We start from the raw sequence: 24637 nt of genomic DNA on the forward strand, positions 1-24637 counted from the left end.
AGTTGATCATGGCCCCTTAGGATGGACGTCTGTCCACCAGTCCTCCATAAGGGGTGGAACCATGAATATTGTTGCCCGGCATCTGTTTCTGGCTCTCGCGATCGCACTGTCACTGATCGTCGTCCCGGCGGGGGCGAACGCCATGACCGCAGGCGTTACCGGCTCCACCGCGGTCACCTCGGTCGCGCCGGCCGACGGCGCGGTCGTCGGAATCGCCCACCCGGTTACCGTCCGGTTTTCCGATCCGGTCACCGACCGGGCCCGCGCGGAGAAAACGCTGTCGGTCACCGCCGATCGGCCGCTGCCCGGTACCTATTCCTGGCACGGCGACCGGGAACTGACCTGGACGCCCAGCGGATTTCTCCCGGCGAACACCACATTCACCGTGGATTTCGGTGATCAGCGCACCCAGTTCCACACCAACGGCGGAGTCGTCGCCGACGCGAACATGTCCACCCACACCTTCACCGTCTCCATGGGCGGCCACGTGGTGCGGACCATGCCGGCGTCCATGGGTAAGCCCGGGTTCGAAACCCCGACCGGCACCTACCCGGTACTGGAGAAGTTCCGCAACCTCATCTTCGATTCCCGTACCATCGGGATCCCGCTGGATTCGCCGGAGGGATACCTGATCGACGGCGAATGGGCGGTACGGCTCACGTGGGGCGGTGTCTTCGTCCATTCCGCACCGTGGTCGGTGGGTCAACAGGGGAATTCCAATGTCAGCCACGGGTGTATCAATCTGGCGCCCGGTGACGCGGCCTGGTACTACGAGAACGTCGGTATCGGCGATCCGGTGAACATTCACTGGTGAGCCGCTACGGCCCTGTGCTGCGCCGCGCCCGCGGATCCACTAGAACAATGGACAGCGAGCGCGCGCAGTGAATCGATGAAGGGGACCGCGTGATGGACCGACCACCGCCGGGACCCGGCACCGACGGGGAGAGCCACTCCGGCCGTTACACCGGTGCTGCGGACCGGAGTCGCTCCCCGGGGCATCCGTTGCCGGACTCCGGCGAGGAGCGGACCGAACATCGCGGCGGGTTCGGCCCCCTCCCCCCGGCGTCTCCCGGCCCCACACCCGGTTACGGGGCCGATGCTCCGGCCGACCCCATGCCGACGGTGCCGATCCCACGACTACCGGACGTGGGCAGTCACCACCCGACCGAACCGGAGCCGCTGCCACCGAAGCGGGCCGGTTACTCGACGCCCTCTCCCGAACCGGGCACACCCGATCGTTTCTCGTCCCCTACGGCCGAACACCCCCCGAATGCCCGGTACGAGGGCAATTGGGCGGACTGGATGATGTCTTCGGACGGCTATCCACCACGCCCCGGCGGCGAGCCCGCGGAATCGTATGCCACCGACACAGGATCGGCGCCATGGGACGACGGACAACCGGCCGATGACGTTCCGGCGGAGAAACCGGACGGCTCGGTGGCGAACGCACCGGAGCCGGACGCGACTGCCGCGCCGGCCACCGCGCGGGAACGGCTGCGAGCCCGCCTGACACCCCGCGAGGTGCCCGCGCCGTTACCGGTAACCGCCCACACCAGCCGCACCCCTGGACGAACCCGCCTCCTCCCGGTACTGCTGGGTGTGGCGGGGGTCGCGGCTCTCGGAACCGCCGCCTACGTGCAATTCGCGGTGGTGGGAGCCGGCGAATCATCCACGGCGGCGAATCCACCCACATCCCGGGCACCGGAGGTTCCACCGGCAGCGGACCCGAACTGCCCGGCCGAGCGCATCGGCAACACGGTGCAGGGCAACGGGCCCGGTGGCACCGGTTCCGGAACCGACGCCATCTTCGGCTTCCAGCACGCCTATTACGTGACCCGGTCCGGTGAGCAGGCGCGGACCGTGGTCGCTCCGGACGCCGCAGTCCCGCCCGCCGCCGATATCCAGCACGGTATCGATACGATCCCGGCCGGTACAACGCACTGTATCCAGATCACGCCGGGTGCCTTCGTCGGCCAATACACCGTGGTCGTCACCGAACACCGGCCCGGATCGGCGCCACTGGGATACAACCCGCAACTGGTGACCACGATGCGAATCGGTGACCGAACCTTGATCACCGGTATCGGCCCTATGCCCTGACCGCCACGATTCGGTCCGGATCTCCGCAGGCGGTGGTCGGCGGCCGTACCGCCGGGCAGACTCGGAAGATGGACGCTATCGGTACGGCTCGGGTTCCCGACCATCCGACGGTGCAGGCCGCTCTCTCGCTCGCTCGCCGCGCCCCCTCGGTCCACAACACCCAACCCTGGCGGCTGGTCTTCGACGGCCACCGGCTGCAGTTGTACGGCGATACCTACCGGCGGTTGTCCTCGGCAGATCCGCAGGGCCGGCAGTTGATCATCAGCTGCGGCGCCCTGCTGGACCATATCCGCACCGCGTTCGGGGCGGCAGGCTGGTCCACCCGGGTGATCCGGTTGCCCGATACTGCCGCGGACCATCTCGCCGAGATCGACTTCGATCCCGCACAGGATGTTTCCGATACCGTCCGGGCGCGCGCGGAGGCCATCGACCGCCGCTATACCGACCGGCTGCCGATGCTGCCACCGCGCGATTGGGAGCGGGTGGAGCCCACGTTGCGGGAAGTAGCCGCAGCCTACGAGGTCACCGTCACCGTGCTCGAGGCGTCTGCCCGCCTCCGGCTGGCCGCCGCGTCCGCGCAGTCCGCGGCCCTGCGGGCCTACGATCCGCAGTACCTGAACGAACTGCACTGGTGGGCGGGTAACGACTCCCCCGCCGACGGTGTTCCGATCTCGGCGCTGATCTCGGCCGCGGAACTCGCCCAGGTGGGCGTGGGCCGGGCCTTTCCGGCCGCGCCGCCGTCGCTACGGCGCGGCGAGCTCACCGATGCGTCGCAACTGCTGGTGCTCGGATCGGCCGCGGACACGCCCGCCCAGTGGTTACGGGCCGGCGAGGCCCTGTCCGCGGTGCTGCTCGAATGTACGGCCGCGGGCCTGGCCACCTGTCCGCTGACCCACATCACGGAGGTCCCGGCGAGCCGCCGCGCCATCGCCAACCTCGTACCCGGTCGGGTGGAACCGCAGGTGGTCGTCCGGGTCGGTACGGCGCCCACCACCGCCGCCCAGCCGCCGACACCACGCCGCCCGGTCGGCGATTTCCTGGATCTGCACCGGTTCGGGTGACCCGCCGGCCGACCGGTTCACAGGCGCGTGGAACATCGGGCAGCGGAGTCCATTCGTCTCGGCCGGCCACCCGTTACTCTGTCGTGATGACGACCCAGCAGCCCGCTCCGCAGGAGCGGCGGCCCGCGAACCGCGGACCGAAGGCTGCCGCCCACAACCGGGCGGCCCTGATTGCCGCGGCCCGGGAAATCTTCGCGGTACAGGGCTTGGACGCTCCCCTTTCGGCGATCGCCCGCCGGGCCGGGGTCGGGCAGGGCGTGCTGTATCGGCACTTTCCCGACCGGGAGGCCATCGCGGCCGCGGTCCTGGAGAAGAACGTGCGGGAGATCGAGGGGGCGGCCGCGGTCGAGGGCACCTCTCTCGACACAGTGCTCGGGGTGGTGACCTGGCATCAGACGCAGTCCGCCGCGTTCATCGGCCTGTTGCACCACGGGATGAACGACCGCGCCGATATCCGTGCGTGGTCCCGGAAGCTGTCCGAACGAGTCGAGACCGCCCTGCGCAACTGCCTACCGGCGGATCATCGGCTGAGCGCGGACGATCTCATGCTGGCCATCGCCATGGTTTCCGGCGCCGCCACCGGTCCCACTCCGCAGGAACGTGAGCGCCGGGCGGTGGCGGCCTGGCGATTGCTCGGTATCACGGTGGGACCGGTGCACCCGTTCGAGGACGAGTAAGGCGTCGGCATCAGCCGCCGTTCGACTGGCGGATCCCCTCCGCGAGTGCCTCGAATGTGTACAGGTAACCACCGGCGGGACCGCTGACGGTCAGATAGGCCGTGGTCGCGCCCGGTGTGATCGCCACATTGGTCGCCGATTCCAGGCCTTCGGTACCGTCCGGAAGCTCGACTGTCGCGAGCCGTTCCCCGTGGGGGCTGTACACCGCCATCGCGGCCCGGCCGTGCAGGGCCTGGTAGAGATTGCCCGCCGCGTCCACGGCGATCGAGTCGGTCTGGGCGATACCTCCGTCGACGCGGATGGCCGTGTGCCGGGGGCCGGTCCCGCCCCTTTCGCCGAGGTGCAGGTAGGAGATTCGGTTCTCGATCAATTCGCTGATCCACAGCCCACGATAGTCCGGGTCGAACGAGATCCCGTTCGGCGCGGCCAGACCATCGGCCAGAACGGTGGCCTTCTTGCCGGTCCGGTCGATCCGTACCACCCGTCCGATCGCGGCGCCGTCGGAGAGGCCGCGGGAGTCGCTGATGTAGAGGTTGCCGTCGCGATCGAAGGCGATATCGTCGGGCTGCATCCGGGCACCGTCGACGGGGCCGGTGAAGAAGGTCCGGCGATCGGTGCCGCCGGGCGCCAGCGAGACGATCTCGCCGTGCGCGAAGTCGGTCAGATAGAGCCGGCCGTCGTGCGGGCTGAACTGGGCGGATGTGTAGGCGCCCCGGTCGTCGGTGAACAGCGAATGCGAGGTCTTCCGGTCGATATCGACCCGCATCACCTTCGGCTCGCCGGCGGGTGCGGGGACGTCGACGACGATCAATCCACCCTGCTGGTCGAATGCCGGCCCCTCCAGCAAGGTCATTCCGTGCTTTGCCGGTGCGGTTTTCAGGCGCATGAACTCCTCGGCGGCGAGGATCCGGCCTGCACCGCTGCGGGCCGGTTCGCCGGCGGAGCCTGCGCCACCGCACCCGGTCAGGACCAGCATGGCGAGTGCGGCCGAAGCCGTCAGTAATCGGGTTCGAGGTCGTCGCATGGAGGAGTCACCTTTTCGTCCGTGGGCTGTGGTCACGCCAACCCTATCCGGACACTGTTGTCCGGTACTTGTTACGGTAGGCGAAGGCCGCTCCCGCCGAGAGCAGTTCGCCGGACGCCGGAGATACGGCCGGACCCCCGACAGCCGAAAGAATCGAGGCCCGCCCATGACACCGTCCGCGCCGGCACCGTCCCCCGACGACCTCGCGGCACTACGGCGCCGCTATCACCACGAACGGGAACGACGCGTACGGCCCGACGACACCGGCCAATACCGCACCACCGACGCCGAATTCGGTTACTACGCCGCCGACCCCTACGTGGGCGAGAGGACCGAACGCGCGCCGCTGCACGACACCGTGGACGTTGCCGTCGTCGGCGGCGGATTCGGCGGAATCCTGGCGGGCGCGCACCTACGCGATCAGAACGTGGAACGGGTCCGGATCATCGATACGGCGGGCGATTTCGGCGGCACCTGGTACTGGAACCGCTACCCCGGCATCCACTGCGATATCGAGTCCCATGTCTACCTGCCCCTGCTCGACGAGACCGGCTACGTGCCCGAATGGAAGTACTCCCCCGGCGAGGAGATACGGCGCCACGCCATCCGGATCGCGGAAAGGTACGACCTGTACGCGGACGCCCTGTTCTCCACCACCGTCACCGACCTGACCTGGGACGACGACATCGAGCACTGGCTCGTGACGACCGACCGAGGGGACGTTTTCGCGGCCCGGTACGTCATCACCGCCACCGGCACACTGACCGAACCGAAATTGCCGGGGATCCCCGGGATCCAGGATTTCCGGGGCCACACCTTCCATACCTCCCGCTGGGATTACGGCTACACCGGCGGCACGCCGGACGGCGGGATGACCGGGCTGCGGGACAAACGTGTGGGCGTCGTAGGCACCGGCGCGACCGGTGTGCAGGTCGTTCCCATGCTGGCCGCGGATACTGCACACCTCTACGTCTTTCAGCGCACCCCTTCCACCGTCGACGTCCGCGCCAACCGCCGGACGACGGCCGGCGACGTCGGCGCGAACCGCGTGGGATGGGCCCGGCAACGCCGGGACAACTTCCTGCGCATCGTCTCCGGCGAAACCGCCGAGGAAGATCTCGTGGCCGACGGGTGGACGGCATCGGCAGGACTGCTGGAGAAGTTGTTGCCCAGCTTCCGGCGACGCGGTGACCGCGAAACCTTCGAAGCCGCCTACGAAGTGGCCGACGCCGTCAAGATGAACACTATCCGCGACCGCGTCCGGCAAACGGTCACGGATCCGGAGACGGCGGAAAAACTCGCGCCCTGGTATCGATACGCCTGTAAACGGCCCACGTTCTCCGACAACTACTATCCTGCGTTCAACCGCAGCAACGTCACCCTGGTCGATACCGCGGATTCGCACGGCATCGAGCGGGTCACCGAAAACGGTGTCGTCGTCGACGGTATCGAATACCCACTCGACTGCCTGGTCTTCGCCACGGGTTTCTCCGTCGGTATCTCCGGTATCCGTTCCGGCAAACTCCCGGTCCGCGGCCGGGGCGGCACTCTGCTGCTCGACGCGTGGGACCGGCACGGTGTCCGGACTCTGCACGGATTCACCAGCAACGGGTTCCCGAACCTGATCCACATGGGCCCCCAGCAGAACGCCAGTAGCGTCAATTTCACCCATATCCTGGATGAACAGGCCTGCCACGCCGCCGCCCTCATCGCGGCCGCCGAGGCGGCACACGCCCTCGTCGAACCGTCCCGTGCCGCCGAGGACGCCTGGCTCGAAATCCTCGCGCAGGATGCCCCGGACCACGAATGGTTCCACGCCGAATGCACCCCCGGCTACTACAACAGGGAGGGGCGCGGGCGCACCAGCGGAGCGGGTGCGTACCCACACGGTGCCTACGCTTTCCACGAACTGCTGCGCCACTGGCGGACAGAATCCATCGACGAAGCGCTCCGGGCCGGGAACTCCCCCGGCAAACCCGCTCCGCGAACGAATCTGGTGACGCACTGACCTGCGCACCACCTGTACGCCCGGCCCGGCTCCCCCGATATCCCGGCGCGGAAAACCCGCGCATCCCGGCGGCACCGGAATAGGGTGCAACCATGACAGCCGCGATCGATATCTCCGGTCTGGTGAAGAAGTTCGGCCACACTCGCGCTCTGGACGGCCTGGACCTGCAGGTCTCCACCGGCGAGGTGCATGGTTTCCTCGGCCCCAACGGGGCCGGTAAATCCACCACGATCCGCGTGCTGCTCGGTCTGCTGCGGGGCGACGGCGGATCGGCGCGGATACTCGGCGGCGATCCGTGGTCGCAGGCAGCCGAGCTGCATCGCCGGCTCGCCTACGTTCCGGGCGATGTGAACCTGTGGCCCGGCCTCACCGGCGGCGAAGTGATCGATCTGCTCGGGCGGCTCCGCGGCGGCCTGGACGAAAACAGACGCAAGGATCTACTGGAGCGTTTCGACCTGGACCCGACGAAGAAAGGCCGCACCTACTCCAAGGGAAACCGGCAGAAAGTGGCCTTGGTCGCGGCGCTCGCCTCCGACGTGGAGCTCCTGCTGCTCGACGAACCCACGGCCGGCCTGGATCCCTTGATGGAGGCCGTATTCCAAGAGTGCGTGGAGGAGGTGCGCCGGGCCGGCCGGACAGTACTGCTGTCCAGCCATATCCTCGCCCAGGTCGAGGCACTGTGCGATCGGGTGACCATCATCCGGCACGGGCGGGCGGTGGAATCCGGGACACTGACGCAGCTGCGCCACCTCACCCGGACCTCCATCGACGCCGAAACCCAGCGTCCGGTCACCGGTCTCGACGAACTATCCGGCGTCCACGATCTGATCGCCGACGGCACCCGGGTCCGCTTCCAAGTCGATACTGTCGACCTGGGCGCGGTGATGCACCATCTGACGCCGTTCGGGATCCGCACACTGACCAGCCAGCCCCCTACTCTCGAAGAACTGTTCCTCCGCCACTACGGCGACGAACTGGCGGCGGCGGGAGTGCCGGAATCGTGACCGTGCGGAATTCGGCCCGATATGCGGGCACATTCACCGGTATCGGTGTCCTCACCCGGTTCGCGCTACGACGGGAACGCCTGCCGCTGGTGGCCTGGATCGCGGCCGGCACCTTGATCTACTGGTCGCAGGCGGTCGCGTTGGATGCCGCCTACCCGGAGCAGGCCGAACTGGATGCGCTCGCGGAAAGTTTGGGCAGTAACGCGGCGATGATCGCGATGGCGGGACCGCCGCGGGTACTGAACACGGTCGAAGGCCAGGTCGCCTTCCAGTCGGCGGCCTTCGGCATGCTGGTGGCCGGGCTGATGAGCATGTTCCTCATCGGCCGGCACACCCGATCCAACGAGGAGTCCGGCCGCGACGAACTCATCCGCTCGGGTGTGGTGGGCCGTTACGCCCCGTCGTGCGCGGCGGCGGGGGTGACCGTGGTCGCGAATATCGTGCTGGGCGCAGCGATCGCGCTCAGCCTGATCGGCTACGGACTTCCTGTCGCGGGCTCGGTCGCGCTGGGGATCGGCGCCACCTGCGCAGGCCTGGTGTTCGGCGCGGTCGCCCTACTGGCAGCTCAACTCAGCGCGAGTACCCGCACCGCCTACGCGATCACCGGCGCGGTTCTGGGCATCTCCTATCTGCTGCGCGCGGTGGGCGATGTCGGCAACGGCATCCTGTCCTGGTTCTCGCCGCTGGGCTGGGGACAGGCCATGCGGCCCTACGACCACGAGATCTGGTGGCCGGCCGTCCTGTCTGTGGTGGTCGCGACCGGAATCGGGGTGGTGGCGGCACGGGTGCTGGACCGGCGGGATTTCGGCGCCGGATTGCTGCCGCCCCGGCCCGGACCGGCACGGGCGCGCGAAACCCTGCACGGCACATTCGGTCTGGCCTGGCGGCTCCAGCGCGGCGGCCTGATCGGCTGGTCGCTGGGTATGTTCTTCGGCGGTCTGGCCTTCGGCACGATCGGCGATGATGTCGAGGATCTGCTGGGCGATATCGATCTGAATCAGGTTCTCGGCCAGAACATGGGCAGTGTGGTCGACGCCTTCTACGCGATGGCCGTGGCGATATTGGTGATCATCGGCTCGGCATACACGATCTCCGCCGGTTTGTGTCCACGCGGTGAGGAGACGGCCGGACATGCCGAACCCTTGCTCTCCGCGCAACTCTCCCGATTGCGCTGGCTGTCCGGGCATGCGGTGATCATGCTGGCGGGTTCGGCGATCGTCCTCGCGCTCAGCGGGTTCGGGATGGGGCTCACCTACGGCATCCTGGCCGGCGATCTGTCGCAGGCGATCACGTTGACCGGTGCCGCGCTGACCTACCTCCCGGCGGTGTGGGTACTCGGCGGGATCACCCTGTTCCTGTTCGGTTTCGCACCGCGGGCCACGGCTGCCGCCTGGCTGGCGATGGCCTTCTGCGTGGTCGTCCTGATGTTCGGTGCCACCCTGAAATTTCCCGGCTGGCTGATGAGCCTGTCACCGTTCGACAACATCCCACTGGTCCCGGCCCAGTCGTTCGACCTCGCCCCGGTATTGATCACCCTGGCGGTCGCGCTGATACTCTGCGCGGCCGGCGCGTTCGGCTTCCGCCGCCGCGACCTCGAAACCAACTGACCCCAGCGGATGCCGGGCGGACCTACCGCTCGGCGTCCCGAGTGCCTCCGGCACGACCGCGGGCGCCATATCGAACAGCCCCTGGACCGACAACAGGCAGGACCAGCGCCGCGATCAGCCGGTCCGGACGCGGCCGGACAACGGTGATCACCGCACCGGAGACGAGGTGCGCCCCGACCGCCTCCGTACAGCCGAATTCGTCAGCGGCGGCGGATCACCCACACGTGCTCCGCGTTCGGTCGCATCCTCGCGGCTTCCGGAGTCCGCCCATACCTGGACAATCCCTGTGCTGTGCGACTTGCCCAGCGTACGGCCCACCGAAAGGCGCGGCCCCGGGAGTCCGGGGCAGGCGACTTCAGCGACCGCCGGTGAGTATCGGTGGACTCGCGGGGAATGTGACCGGCAGCGAGACCAGGGATCGATGGAACGGTCCCGGTCGCCAGCGCAGTTCCGTCCGCGGTACGGCGAGCCGCATCTCCGGGATCGCGTCCAGGAGCTGGTCGATCGCATCGCGCACAATCATCAGCGCGACCGATTGGGCAGGGCAACTGTGCGGGCCGATGCTGAACGCCAGATGCGACCGATTGTGGGCGAGCCCGCCGGTATTGATCGCGGGGTCGTTGTTACAGGCGCTCATACTGATCAGCACCGGTTGATGCGCCGGTAGCCAGACACCGTCGATCAGAATAGGCTGACGCGGATAACTGATGCAGTAGTTCGCCAGCGGCGGATCGTTGAACAGCACCTCGTCGAGGGCATCGCGCGTGGACAGGCTGCCGTCGAGGACCGTGGCGGCGAAACGCTCGTCGGTGAGCATCAGTAGCAAGGTATTCGAGATGAGGCTCTGCGGCGGTTCGGTACCGGCACCGTACATCAGTGCCAGCTGCTGGCGAGTCTCCTCGTCGCTGAGGTGAACCGGATGCTGCACCAGGCGGCTGGTGATATCGTCGCCGGGCCGCAGGCGTTTGAGCCGGGCCAGATCGAGCAGAGCATCGGCCTGCGTCGCATTACCCGCTTCCGCGTCCACGGTGTCGAACATGGCCGCCAGCCCCTGTGCCGCCCGGTACCCGAGCTCGGGCGGGCAGCCGAGTATCGCGTTGAGGGTGGCGAAGATGAGCGGGGACGCGTATTGGCCTACCACATCACAATGGCCGTCCGCGCAGAACGAGTTGATCAGCGAGATCGAGATCTCCTCGATGGTCGCGTGTAGTTCGTGCATATCGACACCGTCGATCGCCGCGACCGCGGCCGATCGATAGCGCATTCGCTCGTGTCCCACGGTACGCAGCGGATTCGGGCGGTACTCCATCATCGGCAGCACCGGGCAGTCCGCACGCACACCCTGTTGCCAGACGCGCGGGTCGGCGGGGAAATGCTCGGGATCGTGCAGGATCCGCACCGCGGTGTGGTAGCCGATCACCAGGGTGGCGGGAACGCCCGGCGCCAGTTCCACCGGGGCCAGCGAGCCGAAGCGTTCCCGCATCTCTCGGTAGGCCTTGTGCGGGTCGGCCGCGAATTGCTCGGTGTACAGAGGGATTCGCGGGCCGGCGGTGTCCACGGGAGATCCGTGGGTCAACGGGACGCTGTCGACCGCGTCGTACCGATCAGTTTTCGCTGTGGTCAAGACATCACACTCCGAGGTTCGGACGAATCGGTGGACAGTGCGGGTTCGCAGACCTATCCGCCGACTCATACCTCCCGTTCAGCGACGTCCGCGACGAGCCATCAGCAATGAAGTTGTGCGTCGTACGCTACCGGCCACGACGCCACCGCACAGGCGATTGCCGGTGGTCATCGAAGAAGTTCGCCGCGCAATCGGTTCCCTACTCCGGGATCCGGTGCGACGAGGGCGCAAACACAGCGGGCACTGCCAAGACCCAGTAGAACGGCCCCTGACGCCGCGCTCCATTCCACATTCCGGTGCAACTCGTCCAGGTCGATACCGTCCGGCGAGTGGACATAGGCTTGCCGACTCTGCTGCCCGACGACTCACCGCAGCCGCGCAGCACGGTCGGGTTCCACTCCGTCATAAGGAGTCCGCCCTGCGGGCGGTACCGGTATCAGGACAAGTACACGGGCAATTCCTGGTGCCCGTTGGAAACGAAACTCACCACCGGCTTCAGCTCGCCCGGCTCCACCGCCAACCGCATGTTCGGGAAGCGGCGGAACAGCGCGGGTAGCGCCAGTTCCCCTTCCATCCGGGCCAGCGGCGCGCCGATGCAATGGTGGGCACCGTGCCCGAAGGCGATATGGTCTTTGACCGCGCGGGCCGCGTCGAAGGTATCGGTGGTGGCGCCGTGCACCTTCGGGTCACGGCTGGCGGCTGCATACGATGCGAGGATGGCTTCGCCCTTACCGATTCGCAGGCCCTCGATCTCGATATCCTCCACCGCGAAGCGGAGTGGCAGATGGGCGACCGGGGCCTGGTAGCGCAGCGTCTCCTCCACGACGTCCGCCCAGCCGATCTCGCCGGCCAGCGCGGCGGCGCGCTGTCGGGGATGGGTGAGTAGCGCGACGATCGCCTGATCCAGCAGGTTGACCGTCGTCTCGTGCCCCGCGTTGATGACCAGCATCAGCGTATCGATGATCTGATTCTCGGCCAGTTGCGAACCGTCCTCGTCCCGGTTCGTGATCATCACACTGGTGATGTCGTCACCGGGATTCGCCCGCCGATAGGCCACGAGTTCGGTGACCAGCCCGTACATCTCGACATAATTGGCCTGGGCCTCATCCTGCCCGATCGTGGTGTCGAAATACCGGTCGACACAGACCCGCAAACCCGGGCCGAGAGTATCCGGAACCCCGAGCAATTCGGTGATCACCTGGATCGGCACCGGATAGGCGTAGTGCTCACGCAGATCGACGACCGTACCGACCGGGACGGCGGCCAGTTTGCCGAGAAGTTCGGCAACCAATGCCTCGACCCGCGGCCGCAGGCCCACGGTCCGGCGATGGGTGAATGCGGGCGATACCAGTTTGCGCAGCCGTCGATGGTCGGCACCGTAGGCGGTGAACATATTCTCCACCGCGATCCACGGCAGCAGCGGCCAGTCCTCGGTGATCTCGCCGTTGGCGAACGCCGTCCAGTGCTGCCGCGGATCCTTCGACACCCGGGGATCCGCCAGCAGGCTCTTCAGTACCCCGGCGTCGGTAACCGCCCAGGCCGGTACCTCGCCGGGCAATTCCACCAGCGCCGCCGGGCCTTGGGCACGCAACCGGGCGGATTCACCGACGACATCGGCACCGGCCATATCGAGGACGATGGTTTCGCGTTCCAACGAACGTACTCCTTACACGGTATTCAGGGGCGGCGAGGGCGGGAAAACGACCGGCAACGCCGCCAGAGCACGGTGGAAAGGCCCCGGGCGCCAGCCGAGTTCCTCGAACGGTACCGCCAGTTCCAGCTCCGGGAGCGCGTCGAGCAGCAGGTCGATCGCCCCCTGGACCACGACGAGCGCCGGGGACTGCGCCGGGCAGGTATGTGGTCCGATACTCCAGGCCAGATGGGAGCGGTTACCGATATGGTCGCCGCCCCGGATGGCCGGATCGTTGTTGCACGCGGCCAGGCTGATCAGCACCGGTTGATGCGCCGGTAGCCAAGTGTTCTCCACGAGAATCGGCTGACGCGGGTAGGTGGTGCAGAAATTCGCCATCGGCGGATCGTTGAACAACACCTCGTCGAGCGCATCCCGGGTGGACAGACTGCCACCGAGCATACTTCCGCCGAACCGCTCATCGGTCATCATCAGCAGCAGGGTGTTGTTGATCAGGTTCTGCTGCGGTTCCACACCGGCGCCGTAGAAGCTGATCAGATTCGACAGCAGCTCTTCGTCGTCCAGTTTCGCCGGATGGTGGACCAGCCGTGAGGTGACATCGTTACCGGGGTCGGAACGCTTCTGGAAGATCAGCTCCATCAACGCTTCGCTCAGATGGTTCATCCCCCACTCGGCGTTGACCGTATCGAACAACGCGGCCATCCCGTTGGCCACCCGCTCGCCCAGTTCCGGCGTGCACCCGACCATCCGGTTGAGCACCTCGAAAACCAGGGGGAAAGCGTATTGCGTGACAAGGTCGGCTTTCCCGGTTCCGCAGAACGAGTTGATCAACGGAACGGCGATCCGCTCCACCGTCTGGTGCAACTCGTGCAGGTCGATCCCGTCGATCGCGTGCACATACGCCTGGCGGTAGCGCAGATGCAGGTCACCGCTGTTACGCAGCGCGTTCGGGTACCACTCCATCATCGGGCGAATCGGCGAATCGGCCGGGATACTGCCCTGCCAGGTCCGCGGGTCGGCCGGAAAACGGTCGGGATCGTTGAGAATCCGCACCGCCGCGTCGTATCCGATCACCAAGGTGGCCGGAACATTCGGAGCCAGATCGATCGGCACCAGCGACCCGTACCGGCTCCGCATGGAGGCATAGGCACGATGGGGATCGTCGGCGAATTCCTCGGTGTAGAGACTGAATCGTGGGCCAACGCCTCCGGTGGGTTCTCCGTGTACCACCGGGCTACCGGCGAACGGAGGTTGTTGCTGCGGAACCGGAGAATGCTGCGTGGTCAAAGACGAGACTCCAATCGATGGAACAGGTATTCGACAAGCGTGATCAGCCCTTGCAGGCAGGTACGCCGATCCCGGGCGTCGAGCGCGACGAGCGGAGTGTCTTCGGTCAGATCGAGCGCTTCACGAATCTCCGAGAGCGGATAGCGATTCGATCCCTCGAACTCGTTGACGCCGACCGCGTAGGGCACACCACGCTCCTCCAGCGTAGCGAGTACCTCGTCGGCCTTCTCGATCCGCCGGGTGTCGACCAGCACCAAGGCGCCCAGTGCCCCCTTGGCCAATTCCTCCCACAACGGGATGAATCGCTGCTGCCCCGGCGTACCGAAGAGGTAGAGCGCCAACTCGGGATTGAGGGTGATGCGCCCGAAGTCCATCGCGACCGTCGTCGTTGTCTTCGACCCCAGTCCGCCCAGATCGTCGATTCCGACGCTGGCCTCGGTGATGGTTTCCTCGGTACGCAGCGGTTTGATCTCCGAAACACTGCTCACGAAGGTGGTTTTGCCGACGCCGAAATTACCGGCGACCAGCAATTTCACCGACCGGGTCACCGTCTCCGCAACATAGTCGACCGCGCGGCCGTAATCCGCGGACCGATCAGGCCGGGAGAGCACGGAGCCCATTGAGTACCTCCTCGAGCAGGGCGATCTCCGGCATGATCTCCGCCGGGGTCGGAATATTCAGGTGTCCGCTGTCCAGCAGGTCGGAGACGACGATCGTCACCACCGACGGCGGCAGGTCGAGATACGCGGCGACCTCCGCGATCGACAGGGCACCACGAGCGCATACATCGACCACTCGGCGCGCGTCGGGAGTGGCGCCCGGCGCCGGGTCCGATACGGCGACGACAAGCGTCACCAGCCCCAGCTCGCGGGTCGGACGCGAGCGCCCGCCGGTCCGCACATAGGCACGGACCAGGTCTGGGTCACGCCGCGACCGGCTCATTGCAGATCGCCGCCGTGTGCGCCTCTGCGGGGCTCACTACCGAGCTCGTGGCCCACCCGGCCGGCCAGCTCGTTCATGCGATGTGCGATGAGACCCACATCGATATCGGTCATGGTCGCCACGCCGAGCAACGCGCCTTCTCCGGCGGCGGTGATCATGATCATGCCCTGGTCGTATTCGGTCATGTTCTGCCGTACATCGTTTCCGCTGCTGCCGCAGAACTCCCCGAGCGCCTTGCCGAGCGAACGCAGCCCCGAGGCCGCGGCCGCGAACCGTTCGGCATCGTCTTTGGCGATACCCGCAGAATGCGCGATACGCAGCCCGTCCTCGGAGAGCAGAACGGCGAATCGGACGCCGGGAACCTCGAGATCGTCCAGTAACCAGCCCAGTTTATTGGTGCTGTCTGATACCACTGTCCTCGGTGAACCCATCAGGATGTCATCCCTTCGGTGTTTTCGGATGCGGCGGCTCGGCCGCTCTTGGAGCCGCTCTGCCAGGCGGCGGCGATATCGGGGCGAGCCTGCCCCTGTTCGGTCCTGGGTTGCCCGGACAGACGATCGTTGATGTCCGCGGGTACGGCCGCGGCACGGCGTCGCCGCCTGGGCAGACCACCGCTGGTGATGTCGTGCACGGTTGTCCGCTGTTCGTTGCCGGTGTCCTCGGCGGATTCCGCCGCCGAGGACCACTCGCCGGGGGCCGGCGTTTCGGTCGCGGCGGGTACCGCGGCGTGGGCGCCGGTCTCGGTGGCGGCATGCGGACCCCCCCGAGCCGACATCGTGCTGCCGGTCAGGGCATTACCGTTGCCACTCGATACCGAGGAGGCCTGGCCGCCGGGTACCGCGGCGAGTTCCCGGGGAGCCGGGCCGCCGTTGGAGAGAGCGTCGTTGTCGTTATCGGCCTTTGGAGCGACCAGCAGTGCCTCCGGAATGTAGACCATGGCGCGCATACCACCGTAGGCGTTCGGGCCGTCGATGTAGACGGTGAACCCGTAGCGGCGAGCGAGGGCGGCGATGCCGGGGAAACCGACCTTGGGGGCCGGGCCCAGCTGGTGGATATCGACCGTGCGTTCGTTGGCCAGAACCTGGCGCGACTCCTCCATCTGCTCGGCGTTCATCCGCACGCCGGCGTCGTCGACGATCACGGTCACACCATGATGGCCTTCCTGGAAGGTGACGTCGACGAACGAGGTGGGCGGCGAATAACGCAGGGCGTTGTCGATGAGCGAGGCCAGGGTGTGTACCAGCGGTTCCACCGCGCGGCTGATGACGACCCGGTCGAGCTGAGCGGGCCGGACACGCAGGTAATCGCGCACACGGCCGGTCGCGCCACCCACCACATCGGTGAGCGACTGGGCGGGCCAACGGCGGCCGGGCAGGCCACCGCAGACGATCACATAGGACTGCGCTTGGCGGATCATCTGCTGCACGGTGTGGTCGATACGGATGAGCGTCTCGTACACCCGGTCGTCACGATGCTCGCGCAGCGCGGCGCTCACCACCTGACTGACGTCGGCGCCGAGGCTCACCACCGAGGTGCCGAAGGATCGCACCGCCGCGCTGGTCGCTTCCCGTGCGAGAGATTCGGCGCGTTCGCGGCCGCTGTCGGCCTCGGAGCGCACGCTCTGCTCGGCCGCGGCGACTGCGGCACGGGTTTGTTCTTCGGTTTCGCGGGTGACGGTTTCACGAGTTTCGCTCTGGACGGTGCGCAGATCTTCGGAAACCCGATCGAGGATCCAGCGCAGGCACTGTGCGAAACGCGAGTTCTCGAGTCCCGGCGGCACTTCGGGACCGACGGCGGTCTGTTCGAACCGGCGTACGGATTCCGATAGCGCGGGCAGAGTGCTGGCGGCGAGATGTTCGAGGGCATCTTCGCGAACGGCCAGCTCCCGCTCGAGTACGGAGACGCGCTTCTGTTGTTCGCGCACGGCCCGAACGGCGTACCACGCCACGCCGAGCACCAGTAAGGTGGCGAGGATCCAGGGAAGCAGCACGGCGGTATTCAGATTCATCAGCTTTCTCGTCGTTGACGGGGCTCGAGGTGCGCCACGCGGTGCCGTGGCAGGCCACGGCGCTTCGTCTCGCCTTCCTCGCGACGCCGACCATGTTCGCCCCTGGCCGGATGAGGTCCGCGCCGGGCACCAGCGGTCCGGTCGGTGACATATCCCTTAGGCACTTTCGGCTACCCGAAAGTAACTAAGGGACAAGTCATTCGGCCGTTCGCTGACCATCGGAGCACATCCTCGATGGCCCGGAACCCGACGACTCGCTCACAGTAGCAGCATTGCCGTGAACTCTCTCAATAACGGTCGATAATTGATTGTCACCGATCCGTGATAGTGCCGGGACCTCGCGGAATGCGGAAAGGTATTGCGCGGGTGAAGATCACGAACACGATTCCCCCCTCGGCAACCCCGCGGTCTCGCGCGTGCCACAGCCCACACCGTGCGGCCGCCCCTATCACCAGCGACGGAGTAGAAACCGGACCAACCGGTCGGCGATTGGCAACGCGGGCCGAAAATTGATATCAGGGCCTGGACGGAATCCCCCGGCGATACGGCCGATGCCGGAGCCGGCCGCACGGAAACAATAATGCCGCCCTGCACAATCCCCGCCCCGCCCGCCGAACTCGGACGCCGCCCAATATGCCCGGGGTCCGCTACCACACCGGCATTAACGCTAGGAAATGCGACCGTTTCCGATCAACTCGGCAGCGGTCCGTACCAGCGGACTGCTACCGGCCGCCAGTCCGGACCAATTCGGGTATAGACCAATTCGGGCGGCAACCGATCGGTCGCCGCCCGAATTGGCGTGCTGAAAGTGTCGCCGGGTACGCCTAGACGGTGAACCCCAGCGCCCGCAACTGTTCCCGGCCGTCCTCGGTGATCTTGTCGGGACCCCACGGCGGCATCCAGACCCAGTTGATCTTCAGATCGTCGACCAAGCCGCTGCGCACCAGCGCATTACGCGATTGATCCTCGATGACATCGGTGAGCGGGCAGGCCGCGGAAGTCAGGGTCATATCGAGCACCGCGGTGCTCTCCTCGACCCGCATGCCGTACACCAGGCCCAGGTCCACGACATTGATACCGAGCTCGGGATCGACCACATCGCGCATCGCCTCCTCGAGATCGGCGAGCTGCGCGAGATCCTCGGCCGAGAGTGCGGCCTCGGCAGATGCGGGATCCGCGGTGGATTCGGTGGCGGATGTTTCGGTCATGATGTTTCCCCGTTCCGTACTCGGTCGGTCTCCGGCGTCGCGGCGGCCGGGGCGACGGCATCGGCGGCACCGTCGATCCGGAGCACCGCGTCCTTGAACGCCATCCAGCCCAGCAGGGCACATTTCACGCGGGCCGGATATTTGGCGACACCGGCGAAAGCGATCCCGTCGCCGATGACGTCCTCATCGCCCTCGACGGTACCCCGGCTGCCGATCATCTCGTTGAACGAGTCGACGACACCCAGCGCCTCACCCACCGGTAGGCCGATCACCTGATCGGTGAGCACCGAGATCGACGCCTGACTGATCGAACAGCCCTGCCCGTCGTAGGACACATCGGCGACGTCCCCGGTATCGCCGAGATGCACCCGCAGGGTCACTTCGTCGCCGCAGGTCGGGTTCACATGGTGCACCTCGGCGCCGTACGGCTCCCGCAACCCGCGATTGTGCGGATGCTTGTAGTGATCCAGGATCACTTCCTGGTACATCTGTTCCATACGCATGTTCTAGGCAACCCCGAAGAAGCTCTGGGCCTTCCGCACCGCGGCGACCAGTTTCTCCACCTCGTCCACGGTGTTGTACAGCGCGAACGAGGCACGGGCGGTCGCGGCGATCCCGAAACGCCGGTGCAACGGCCAGGCACAGTGATGACCGACCCGGATGGCCACACCTTCGTCGTCCAGGATCTGGCCCAGATCGTGTGCGTGGATACCGTCGGCGAGGAAGGCCACCGCACCGCCGCGGTCGACGTTCTCGGTCGGCCCGACGATCCGGATACCCGGCACTGCGCCCAGGCCCGCCAGCGCGGCCTCGACCAGGGTGTGCTCGTGCGCGGCCACCGCGTCCATGCCGATATCCCGCAGATAGCGGACCGCGGCACCGAGCCCGACCACCTGGGAGGTCATCGGTACCCCGGCCTCGAACCGCTGTGGCGGCGGTGCGTAGGTGGTCTCCTCCATGGTGACCGTTTCGATCATCGAACCGCCGGTGATGAACGGCGGGGTCTCGGTGAGCAGATCCCGTTTGCCGTACAGCACGCCGACACCCGACGGACCGAGCATCTTGTGCCCGGAGAACGCGGCGAAGTCCACGTCCAGGGCGTGGAAGTCGACCGGCGCGTGCGGTACCGACTGGCAGGCGTCCAGTACCACCAGCGCACCGACGGCACGGGCCCGGCGCACGAGTTCGGCGACCGGCGCCACCGCCCCGGTGACATTGGACTGGTGGGTGAAGGCTACGACCTTGGTCGCCGGCGAGAGCTCCAGCGACGACAGATCGATCCGGCCGTCCTCGGTCACCCCGTACCAGCGCAGCGTCGCGCCGGTCCGCCGTGCCAGCTCCTGCCACGGCACCAGGTTCGCGTGGTGCTCGAGTTCGGTGATCACGATTTCGTCGCCGGGGCCCACGTGGTACGGGAACCGTGCGTCGGCGAAGGAGTACGTCACCAGATTCAGCGATTCGGTGGCGTTCTTGGTGAACACGATCTCGTCGGCCTCGGCGCCGACGAAACCGGCGATCTCGGCGCGCGCCGCCTCGTAGGCGTCGGTGGCCTCCTCGGACAGCTGATGCGCGCCCCGGTGGACCGCCGAATTGCTTTCGAGCAGGAAATCGCGCTCGGCGTCCAGCACCGCCAGCGGCCGCTGCGAGGTGGCACCGGAATCCAGGTACACCAGCGGCTTCCCGTCCCGGACCGTACGGTTCAGGATCGGGAAGTCGGCCCGGATCCGGGCGACATCGAAGGCGGGGAGGGTCGCTGTCATATCACGCTCCGGCGGTGGCGGTCTGGAATTTCACATAGCCGTTGGCGTCCAGTTCTTCGGCAAGTTCCGCGCCGCCCTCGGCGACGATGCGGCCGCCCACGAAAACGTGCACGAACTCCGGCTGGATATAGCGCAGGATGCGGGTGTAGTGGGTGATCAGCAGAACGCCGCCGTTCTCCCGCTCCTTGTAGCGGTTGACACCCTCGGAGACGATACGCAGCGCATCCACGTCCAAACCGGAATCGGTTTCGTCGAGGATGGCGATCTTCGGCTTGAGCAGGCCCAGTTGCAGGATCTCGTGCCGCTTCTTCTCACCGCCGGAGAAGCCCTCGTTCACACTGCGGTCGGCGAAGGCGGCGTCGATATCGAGTTCGTTCATCGACTCCTTCACCTCCTTCACCCAGTGCCGCAGCTTCGGCGCCTCACCGCGCACCGAGGTGGCGGCGGTACGCAGGAAGTTGGACATGGAGACCCCGGGAACCTCGATGGGGTACTGCATCGCCAGGAAAAGGCCGGCACGCGCCCGCTCGTCCACCGACATCTCCAGCACGTCCTCACCGTCGAGGGTGATCGAGCCGCTGGTGACGGTGTACTTGGGATGTCCGGCGATCGCGTAGGACAGGGTCGACTTACCCGAGCCGTTCGGACCCATGATGGCGTGCGTCTCACCGGATTTCACGGTGAGGTTCACGCCCTTGAGGATCTTGACGGTATCGCCGTCCGGGGTGGCGACCTCGGCGTGCAGGTCCTTGATTTCCAGGGTGGTCATCGGTTTCTGAATTCCTTCGGTGGCTGTGGCTGGGTGGTCGGTCAGGCGCCGATGGCGGCGAGTTCGGCCTCGATGGCCGCCTCCAGCCGCTCGGCGACCTCGGGCACCCCGATCTTCTGGATGATCTCGTGGAAGAAACCGCGCACCACGAGACGACGTGCGACGTCCTCCGGAATACCGCGTGCCCGTAGATAGAACAGCTGCTCGTCGTCGAAACGACCGGTTGCCGACGCGTGTCCCGCGCCGACGATCTCACCGGTTTCGATCTCCAGGTTCGGCACTGAATCGGCGCGCGCCCCGTCGGTGAGCACGAGATTACGGTTGATCTCGAAGGTGTCGGTGCCCTCGGCGGCGGCGCGGATCAGCACATCGCCGACCCATACCGTGCGAGCGTCGCCCTTGCGCGAATCGGGGTCGCCCTGCAGCGCGCCCTTGTACAGCACGTTCGATTTGCAATGCGGTACCGCGTGATCGACCAGCAGGCGCTGTTCGAAATGCTGGCCGGCGTCGGCGAAGTAGAGACCGAGCAGTTCGGCATCGCCCCCCGGCCCGGCGTAGCGGACGGTACCGGTGAGCCGCACCAGATCGCCGCCGAGCGTTACCGCGGTATGCCGCAGGACCGCATCGCGGCCCAGGTTGGCGTGGTGTGCGGTGGCGTGTACGACATCGTCGGCCCAATCCTGCACCGCGACGACGGTGAGTTTGGCACTGTCACCGAGAACGAATTCGACGTTCTCGGCATAGGTTCCGCTGCCGCGCTGGTCGATGACGACCGTCGCGACGGCGAATTCGGCCAGCCGCACCTGCAGATGCCCATAGGCCGTCTTGCCTTCGCCGGGGCCGGTGATCCGCACGACGACCGTGTCGGCGACCTCGGTCTCCTTGCCCACCGAAACGATCGTGGCCTGCTCGAACCCGGAGTACGCCTGGGCCGCGACCCGATCGGCCGGGGTGCCGCCGGCACCCAGCCGGGTGTCGTCGCGACCCACTGTCTCCACGGTCACACCGGGGGCGTCGGTCACCTCGACACGGGCCTGCCCGTCCGCGGTGGCGGTGCCGTTGTGCAAGCCGCGCAGCCGGCGCAACGGGGTGAACCGCCACGCCTCGTCCTTACCGGAGGGGATCTCGAAGGCGTTCACATCGAAGGACGTGAACACCTCGCCCTTGTTGATCGCCGGTGTACGAGCCTCCGCGGCCTCGGCAACGTTCTCGACGGCCATCAGCCGACGGCTCCTTCCATCTGCAGTTCGATCAGGCGGTTCAGTTCCAGGGCGTACTCCATCGGGAGTTCCTTGGCGATGGGCTCGACGAACCCGCGCACCACCATCGCCATGGCCTCGTCCTCGGTGAGACCGCGGCTCATCAGGTAGAAGAGCTGGTCCTCCGACACCTTCGAAACAGTCGCCTCGTGCCCCATCGTCACGTCGTCCTCGCGGATATCGACGTAGGGGTAGGTATCGGAGCGGCTCACGGTATCGACCAGCAGCGCATCGCATTTCACCGTCGACTTCGACCCGTACGCACCCTTGTTCACCTGGACCAGGCCGCGGTAGGAGGCCCGGCCACCGCCGCGCGCCACCGACTTGGAGACGATGGTCGAGGAGGTGTGCGGAGCCAGATGCACCATCTTGGCGCCGGTGTCCTGATGCTGTCCCTCACCGGCGAACGCCACCGAGAGCACCTCACCCTTGGCGTGCTCACCGGTCATCCACACGGCCGGGTACTTCATGGTGACCTTGGAGCCGATATTGCCGTCGATCCACTCCATCGTCGCGCCCGCCTCGGCCTTGGCCCGCTTGGTGACCAGGTTGTAGACGTTGTTCGACCAGTTCTGGATGGTGGTGTAGCGGCAGCGGCCGCCCTTCTTCACGATGATCTCGACCACGGCCGAGTGCAGCGAATCCGATTTGTAGATCGGCGCGGTGCAACCCTCGACGTAGTGCACGTAGGCATCTTCGTCGACGATGATCAGCGTGCGCTCGAACTGGCCCATGTTCTCGGTGTTGATCCGGAAGTAGGCCTGCAGCGGGATATCGACATGCACGCCCGGCGGCACGTAGATGAACGAACCGCCCGACCACACCGCGGTGTTCAGCGCGGAGAACTTGTTGTCACCGGCCGGGATGACGGTGCCGAAGTACTCGCGGAAGATCTCCGGATGCTCCTTCAACGCCGTATCGGTGTCGAGGAAGATCACGCCCTGCTGTTCCAGATCCTCGCGGATCTGGTGGTAGACGACTTCGCTCTCGTACTGTGCGGCGACACCCGAGACCAGCCGCTGCTTCTCCGCTTCCGGGATGCCCAGTTTGTCGTAGGTGTTCTTGATGTCCTCGGGGAGGTCTTCCCAGGTCTCGGCCTGCTTCTCGGTCGAGCGCACGAAGTATTTGATGTTGTCGAAGTCGATACCGTCGAGGTTGGATCCCCAGTGCGGCATCGGTTTGCGATCGAAGATGCGCAGCGCCTTGAGCCGGTTCTCCAGCATCCACGACGGCTCGCTCTTCTTGTCCGAGATATCGCGTACGACCTCTTCGGACAGACCACGCTGCGCACTGGCGCCCGCCACGTCCGAGTCGGCCCAGCCGTAGCCGTAGTTACCCAGTGAGGCGATGGCCTCCTCCTGGGTCAGCTGCGGCACCTGGTCGGTGGTGGTCGTCATTCGGCACTCCTTCCGGAGTCGTTCGTTACGTCCGCTGCGGGCTGTGCAACGGTTGAGGGTGAAGCGTTGTTCGGTTGAGGGCCGCCCGCCCGGTCCGGCAGGACGGTGAGCGGGACATGTGTAGTGCAGGCGCAGTCGCCGTTGGCGATGGTCGCCAGCCGCTGCACATGTGTGCCGAGCACTTCCCGGAAGGCCTCGAGCTCGGCCTCGCAGAGCTCGGGGAACTCCTCGGCCACATGCGAGACCGGGCAGTGGTGCTGGCAGATCTGCACACCCGCACCCACCCGCCGGGTACTCGCGGCGAACCCGGCATCCGATAGCGCCGTAGCGATCTCGTCGGCCTTGGCCACCGTTTCGGACCGAACGGTATCGTCCCCGGTCGCCCCCGGATCAGCCGGCTGTCCCGTCCGCTGAGCGGGCAACGGGTCGATACCGTCGACCAGGGTGCGTGCCCGTTTCCGGGCGAAGGCCGTCACAGCGTCCTCGCCGCCGATCTCACGCAGCTGCCGGATGGCCGCACCGGCGAGATCGTCGTACGCGTGCCCGAGCATGCTGCGTCCGGCGGCGGTGAGCTGATACTGCTTGGCCGGACGTCCACGCCCCTTCTGCTGCCACGGCGCGGACCGGCCCGCCCGCGCCTGACCGGATTCGATGAGCGCGTCCAGATGGCGCCGCACACCGGCCGGAGCCAGTCCCAGCGCGGTACCGATCGCGGTCGCGGTGATCGGGCCCTCCTCGAGCAGCAGCTGGATGATCGCCGCCCGGGTCTGCCCCTCGCCGCCGATCACGGGCGCGCCGACGGACCCGGTACCGGCCCGGTGACCAGCCCTTTCGTCCACATTCGGCAAACCCACAGTTTTCACAACATCAGTGTGGCGGAATTCGTTCCCGAAATCTAATAAGGGTGCCCTGACCAGGAGGGGCGTCATAGCGCCACCCCTCCCGACGGGAAACCGGAAACCCCTGCTCCACCGAGAAAGTCCGGTTCACCTCGACCGACACGAATACCTGGAGTGATCTGCTTCACTCCGCCGGCAGTGTGGCCGGATACCGGATCGTCGCGAGATAGTTTGCTGCCCGGCTGCACACGGCGCGTACCGGCTGGGGAAGATCAGGGCCGCCGTGTTCGCGCAACACCACGACTCGGTGTCCCGCCCGGGTGCCGATCGCGGCATCGCCCGTCGCGGCCACTGCCCGCGGCCGATAACTGAGTGGTGTCCGCGAGCCGCACCGAATGCACCCGCGGCCGCC

General features: G+C 66.7%; 22 protein-coding genes. 7 read left to right on the forward strand and 15 right to left on the reverse strand.

Going from position 1 to position 24637, the window contains the following annotated elements:
• The first annotated feature begins 61 nt into the window (after nt 1-61).
• The 4 genes from NFL01S_RS10325 to NFL01S_RS37290 all read left to right on the forward strand — a co-directional run bounded on the left by NFL01S_RS10325 (nt 62) and on the right by NFL01S_RS37290 (nt 3838).
• Nucleotides 62-814, forward strand: a complete 753-nt coding sequence (locus NFL01S_RS10325) for a L,D-transpeptidase (protein WP_062973887.1) — start codon at nt 62-64, stop codon at nt 812-814.
• A 488-nt stretch (nt 815-1302) separates the two neighbouring features.
• The gene (locus NFL01S_RS10330) at nt 1303-2100 is read left to right on the forward strand and encodes a DUF8176 domain-containing protein (protein WP_157116438.1); all 798 of its coding nucleotides are present in this window, start codon (nt 1303-1305) and stop codon (nt 2098-2100) included.
• A gap of 68 nt (nt 2101-2168) precedes the next feature.
• Nucleotides 2169-3161: an Acg family FMN-binding oxidoreductase gene (locus tag NFL01S_RS10335; RefSeq protein ID WP_062974161.1), complete on the forward strand. Its 993-nt coding sequence runs from the start codon at nt 2169-2171 to the stop codon at nt 3159-3161.
• Nucleotides 3162-3247: 86 nt separating this feature from the next.
• Nucleotides 3248-3838 carry a TetR/AcrR family transcriptional regulator gene (locus NFL01S_RS37290; protein WP_062973891.1) on the forward strand — a complete coding sequence of 197 codons (591 nt, stop codon included), beginning with the start codon at nt 3248-3250 and terminating at the stop codon, nt 3836-3838.
• A gap of 10 nt (nt 3839-3848) precedes the next feature.
• On the opposite strand, the gene NFL01S_RS10345 is transcribed toward NFL01S_RS37290, so the two are convergent.
• Entirely contained in the window at nt 3849-4862 is a 1014-nt protein-coding gene (locus NFL01S_RS10345; RefSeq protein ID WP_062973892.1) for an SMP-30/gluconolactonase/LRE family protein, read from the reverse strand.
• Nucleotides 4863-5028: 166 nt separating this feature from the next.
• Here NFL01S_RS10345 and NFL01S_RS10350 point away from each other — a divergent pair, with 166 nt between their 5' ends.
• The 3 genes from NFL01S_RS10350 (at nt 5029) to NFL01S_RS10360 (ending at nt 9481) form a co-directional block, all read left to right on the forward strand.
• Complete coding sequence (locus NFL01S_RS10350; RefSeq protein WP_062973894.1) at nt 5029-6870, forward strand: flavin-containing monooxygenase; 1842 nt, start codon at nt 5029-5031, stop codon at nt 6868-6870.
• 92 nt (nt 6871-6962) lie between these two features.
• On the forward strand, nt 6963-7874 hold the full coding sequence (locus tag NFL01S_RS10355) for an ABC transporter ATP-binding protein (RefSeq protein ID WP_062973896.1): 912 nt from the start codon (nt 6963-6965) through the stop codon (nt 7872-7874).
• The gene (locus NFL01S_RS10360; RefSeq protein WP_062973898.1) at nt 7871-9481 is read left to right on the forward strand and encodes an ABC transporter permease; all 1611 of its coding nucleotides are present in this window, start codon (nt 7871-7873) and stop codon (nt 9479-9481) included. Before NFL01S_RS10355 ends, NFL01S_RS10360 begins: the two co-directional genes overlap by 4 nt.
• A gap of 355 nt (nt 9482-9836) precedes the next feature.
• Here NFL01S_RS10360 and NFL01S_RS10365 read toward each other — a convergent pair whose 3' ends face one another.
• The 14 genes from NFL01S_RS10365 to NFL01S_RS10430 all read right to left on the reverse strand — a co-directional run bounded on the left by NFL01S_RS10365 (nt 9837) and on the right by NFL01S_RS10430 (nt 24315).
• Nucleotides 9837-11105 (reverse strand): cytochrome P450 family protein, encoded by a 1269-nt coding sequence (locus NFL01S_RS10365; protein ID WP_062973900.1) that lies wholly within the window; start codon nt 11103-11105, stop codon nt 9837-9839.
• 436 nt (nt 11106-11541) lie between these two features.
• Nucleotides 11542-12759, reverse strand: coding sequence for a cytochrome P450 family protein (locus tag NFL01S_RS10370; protein WP_245670602.1), 1218 nt, complete (start codon nt 12757-12759; stop codon nt 11542-11544).
• A gap of 12 nt (nt 12760-12771) precedes the next feature.
• On the reverse strand, nt 12772-14043 hold the full coding sequence (locus NFL01S_RS10375) for a cytochrome P450 (protein WP_062973902.1): 1272 nt from the start codon (nt 14041-14043) through the stop codon (nt 12772-12774).
• The gene (locus NFL01S_RS10380) at nt 14040-14663 is read right to left on the reverse strand and encodes a GTP-binding protein (RefSeq protein WP_051157624.1); all 624 of its coding nucleotides are present in this window, start codon (nt 14661-14663) and stop codon (nt 14040-14042) included. Before NFL01S_RS10380 ends, NFL01S_RS10375 begins: the two co-directional genes overlap by 4 nt.
• Nucleotides 14638-14985, reverse strand: coding sequence for a DUF742 domain-containing protein (locus NFL01S_RS10385; RefSeq protein ID WP_033241677.1), 348 nt, complete (start codon nt 14983-14985; stop codon nt 14638-14640). Before NFL01S_RS10385 ends, NFL01S_RS10380 begins: the two co-directional genes overlap by 26 nt.
• The gene (locus NFL01S_RS10390) at nt 14982-15416 is read right to left on the reverse strand and encodes a roadblock/LC7 domain-containing protein (RefSeq protein ID WP_062973903.1); all 435 of its coding nucleotides are present in this window, start codon (nt 15414-15416) and stop codon (nt 14982-14984) included. Before NFL01S_RS10390 ends, NFL01S_RS10385 begins: the two co-directional genes overlap by 4 nt.
• Entirely contained in the window at nt 15416-16993 is a 1578-nt protein-coding gene (locus NFL01S_RS10395) for an ATP-binding protein (RefSeq protein ID WP_062973905.1), read from the reverse strand. Before NFL01S_RS10395 ends, NFL01S_RS10390 begins: the two co-directional genes overlap by 1 nt.
• A gap of 824 nt (nt 16994-17817) precedes the next feature.
• Nucleotides 17818-18201 carry a metal-sulfur cluster assembly factor gene (locus tag NFL01S_RS10400; RefSeq protein WP_062973907.1) on the reverse strand — a complete coding sequence of 128 codons (384 nt, stop codon included), beginning with the start codon at nt 18199-18201 and terminating at the stop codon, nt 17818-17820.
• Nucleotides 18198-18704, reverse strand: a complete 507-nt coding sequence (gene sufU / locus NFL01S_RS10405; RefSeq protein WP_062973909.1) for a Fe-S cluster assembly sulfur transfer protein SufU — start codon at nt 18702-18704, stop codon at nt 18198-18200. The genes NFL01S_RS10400 and sufU overlap by 4 nt, the downstream gene beginning before the upstream one ends.
• Before the next feature lie 3 nt (nt 18705-18707).
• On the reverse strand, nt 18708-19961 hold the full coding sequence (locus NFL01S_RS10410) for a cysteine desulfurase (RefSeq protein WP_062973911.1): 1254 nt from the start codon (nt 19959-19961) through the stop codon (nt 18708-18710).
• 1 nt (nt 19962) lies between these two features.
• The gene (gene sufC, locus NFL01S_RS10415; RefSeq protein ID WP_062973913.1) at nt 19963-20730 is read right to left on the reverse strand and encodes a Fe-S cluster assembly ATPase SufC; all 768 of its coding nucleotides are present in this window, start codon (nt 20728-20730) and stop codon (nt 19963-19965) included.
• Between the two features lie 41 nt (nt 20731-20771).
• Complete coding sequence (gene sufD / locus NFL01S_RS10420; protein WP_062973915.1) at nt 20772-21950, reverse strand: Fe-S cluster assembly protein SufD; 1179 nt, start codon at nt 21948-21950, stop codon at nt 20772-20774.
• The gene (sufB, locus tag NFL01S_RS10425; RefSeq protein WP_062973917.1) at nt 21950-23386 is read right to left on the reverse strand and encodes a Fe-S cluster assembly protein SufB; all 1437 of its coding nucleotides are present in this window, start codon (nt 23384-23386) and stop codon (nt 21950-21952) included. Before sufB ends, sufD begins: the two co-directional genes overlap by 1 nt.
• Entirely contained in the window at nt 23383-24315 is a 933-nt protein-coding gene (locus tag NFL01S_RS10430; RefSeq protein WP_084492573.1) for a helix-turn-helix transcriptional regulator, read from the reverse strand. Before NFL01S_RS10430 ends, sufB begins: the two co-directional genes overlap by 4 nt.
• Nucleotides 24316-24637: the final 322 nt, after the last annotated feature.

The organism is Nocardia flavorosea NBRC 108225 (assembly GCF_001613385.1).
Lineage (GTDB): Bacteria > Actinomycetota > Actinomycetes > Mycobacteriales > Mycobacteriaceae > Nocardia > Nocardia flavorosea.